This window comes from uncultured Methanofollis sp. (assembly GCF_937919355.1).
GTDB lineage: Archaea > Halobacteriota > Methanomicrobia > Methanomicrobiales > Methanofollaceae > Methanofollis.
Genome location: NZ_CALFSA010000075.1, coordinates 1 through 2650, shown reverse-complemented (window position 1 = coordinate 2650; position 2650 = coordinate 1). Strand labels below are relative to the sequence as shown.

3 protein-coding genes are annotated in these 2650 nt (G+C 54.9%); 2 read left to right on the top strand and 1 reads right to left on the bottom strand.

Going from position 1 to position 2650, the window contains the following annotated elements; all coding sequences use genetic code 11:
• Positions 1-234: 234 nt before the first annotated feature.
• The gene (gene csa3, locus Q0520_RS03460; RefSeq protein ID WP_298666636.1) at positions 235-894 is read right to left on the bottom strand and encodes a CRISPR-associated CARF protein Csa3; all 660 of its coding nucleotides are present in this window, start codon (positions 892-894) and stop codon (positions 235-237) included.
• A 127-nt stretch (positions 895-1021) separates the two neighbouring features.
• Here csa3 and cas6 point away from each other — a divergent pair, with 127 nt between their 5' ends.
• Both cas6 and cas10d read left to right on the top strand, forming a co-directional pair.
• Positions 1022-1882: a CRISPR system precrRNA processing endoribonuclease RAMP protein Cas6 gene (cas6, locus tag Q0520_RS03455; protein WP_298666633.1), complete on the top strand. Its 861-nt coding sequence runs from the start codon at positions 1022-1024 to the stop codon at positions 1880-1882.
• 88 nt (positions 1883-1970) lie between these two features.
• Positions 1971-2650: type I-D CRISPR-associated protein Cas10d/Csc3 (gene cas10d / locus Q0520_RS03450; protein ID WP_298666630.1), on the top strand; the 680-nt coding region annotated here is incomplete at its 3' end.

Below are 2650 nucleotides of genomic sequence, written 5' to 3'. Positions count from 1 at the left end.
ACGGGGGTGCAACGCGTGCAAAGATGACTGTCCTTCCTGTTGCGTGTGGGGGGATGTGGAGTGTGTGGGGGGTTCCGGACTGCCGGGGGTTCGGTGCCGGTGAGAGGGTCGACCCCAGGCGGTGTGCGGACAGGGGAAGGCGCGGGTGCCTGGCATGGCGGGCGCGATTTATGCGTGCAGGAAGGCCGGAACGATGCGCGGGTGCGGACCGGGGACTCCGCACCTCAAACCGACTCAGGCCTTCTTGCATATCGAGAGGATCACAGCGGCAGACGGCCTGACTCTCGCACATTTGCTCTTCCCTTGTGCCGTCTGGTCGATCAATCTGTTCGAGAGCAACCTCGCGCAGTATCGCGACGCGGAACTTTCAGAGATCTGCAAACGTTGCGCGATATCTGAGATCGACGTGGGGCCGAAGTTCTGAATATCCCCTAGGACCGCCAGTTCCCTGTCCCGGAGGGGGGAGGTGAGATATGGTAGATCGATCTCAGAGAGTTGTCGGCTCACATCCGAGTACGAAGTGAACTGAGCGATCTTTGGTGCATGGCTTACAGATGCAATGGTGAGGGCGACCAGGATCTCGCGGGGCCCTCCAGAGAGATTTACAATGATCGACGCACCTGGAGTGTCGTGCAGAGTCCCTTTAATCGCCGCAATGCATGCGAGGATCATGCCGGAAAAATCCCGGTGGTCAAGGTGGACTCGTCTGATCGCGATGCCGACGTCGATCGTGTGGACTATCTCTGTCACGCTCTTGAATGCACTCTCGGCCCGTTCATCCCTCGTATCTGACATCACCATAATGATCCTGTCCCCTGCTTCGATCCCATATTTCACGATCAGTGAGAGGACATGCGAGGTATCAAAACCAAGGGGTGAAATGTACACTTTCATACAGTACTTCTGGCGGGGTCGTATTTAGATTTCATTTTTCTGCAATACGCCAACAAGCATGCAATTTTTTTGAAACAGTATTGTTGCTACACAAATCAAAAGATTGATGGGAGGGGCACACCAAGGGATGTTCATGCGACGGGTAAATCTAGTGCTCAGGTCAGACCAATCATTCGAGATACCGATCCACGAAGGGTATCAGGTTTACTCTTCGCTGCTGGGACTCATGAAGGAATCTGATCCTGAAGTGAGTCGGCGAGTCCACGACTCAACTATCACATCAATCTCCCTTGGATCCCTTCACGGCCCCTTCCGATCGACAGAGAGACCCTACCTGAAGCAGGTGCTGTCCCATGAACTCTATCGTCTCCGCATCGGGATCACCGACCCCCACGACGAAGAGGTCTTTCGTCATCTTGTCCTGCCCCTCCTGACAGATCGAAAGAAACTTCCCCTCTATCAGGGTTCCTTCTCCGTCGAGCAGGTCGAGGACCAGATGGTATCGGCCGACGACCTCATAAAGCGGACTCAAGAGTATAACCAACCCTCTTTGAACTTCGATTTTCTGACCCCAACGTGCATCCAGTACCGAAACAGTCGGGTCACGGAGATGTATCCCCACCGCATTGCGGTGTTCCATTCACTCCTTTCAAAATGGAACCAGTTATCTCCAGATGACCTTCACATGGGTGTTTCTCGCGATGATTTCGGGCGATACCTCATAGAGAGACCGGACCTGCGCCGGCTCGCGACATACAGCGTGCAGGTCAACACGGTCATGGACGCGAAGAGAGGTCATTCCCGTCCGATCTTCAAACAGGGCTTTGTCGGTCGATGCACCTATTCCTTCACATCAAATGCCCCGATAGGGTTTAGAAACGCTACCCTGATCCTCGCCATGTTTGCCGAGTTCTCAGGTGTCGGATCCAGTGTCGCCCGCGGGTGCGGGCAGGTGGATGTCACAGTCCAGGACGGTGTCAATGAGTAGTGATCCATTCATGAGCCTGTTCTCTCAGGAGCAGGTGAATATGGTCTTTCAGATGACCACAGGGAGGGCAACCCCTCCTTCGTATCGTGTGCTGAGTGACTATTTTACTCTGGTCGATCCGGCGATCCGGATCTCCCAGTACGCTCTTCGCCCGGCAAAGAGTGTAGAATATGGCAAGGTCGACCAGCCGATGCTGAGCCATATACGGAACGGCGTCTGGGCCATGGTCGAACTGAACGTACGTCTCTCAGAGATGGGTTCCGATGTCGCTCTCTCCCCGGACGAGTTGCGGGAAACCATCGCTCTCTTTGCCGTTCACGACCTTCACAAATGTGTCGGCGAGAAGTGGAAGGAACAGTTTGACCTCTCGGCCGAGTATGTCCATATGGTCGCCGCAGAGTTCCGACTTATCGAGTATGCCCCTGCCTTGACTGCCAAAGACTACCAGTCCATTGCCGTCGCCCTCCACTCGACGCGCGGCTACCACGACGACCTCTCGCAGAAGGCCACAGATTACCTCCGGTGGATCAAACTCGCCGACACTCTGGCAAGTCTGGAGAGACCCCAGGTCTCCAATTCGATGCTTAAAGACCTCGACAACGTTGACCCCTCTCTTTCATTCTACTACCACCGATTCCAGGAGTCTACCGGCATCCTCTCAAATCTCGTGCACACCGGCATCGCCGAATGGGCGAAGAAAAAAGGCCTGCATCCTTTCCTCATCTTCGAGACAGGCGTCCTTTACGTCGGGCCGAAAGGAACCAACCT

What these genes read in the sequence shown, in the direction of transcription:
- csa3 (WP_298666636.1), bottom strand. Translation starts at nt 894, where the DNA reads ATGAAAGTGTACATTTCACCCCTTGGTTTTGATACCTCGCATGTCCTC.
- cas6 (WP_298666633.1), top strand. Translation starts at nt 1,022, where the DNA reads ATGTTCATGCGACGGGTAAATCTAGTGCTCAGGTCAGACCAATCATTC.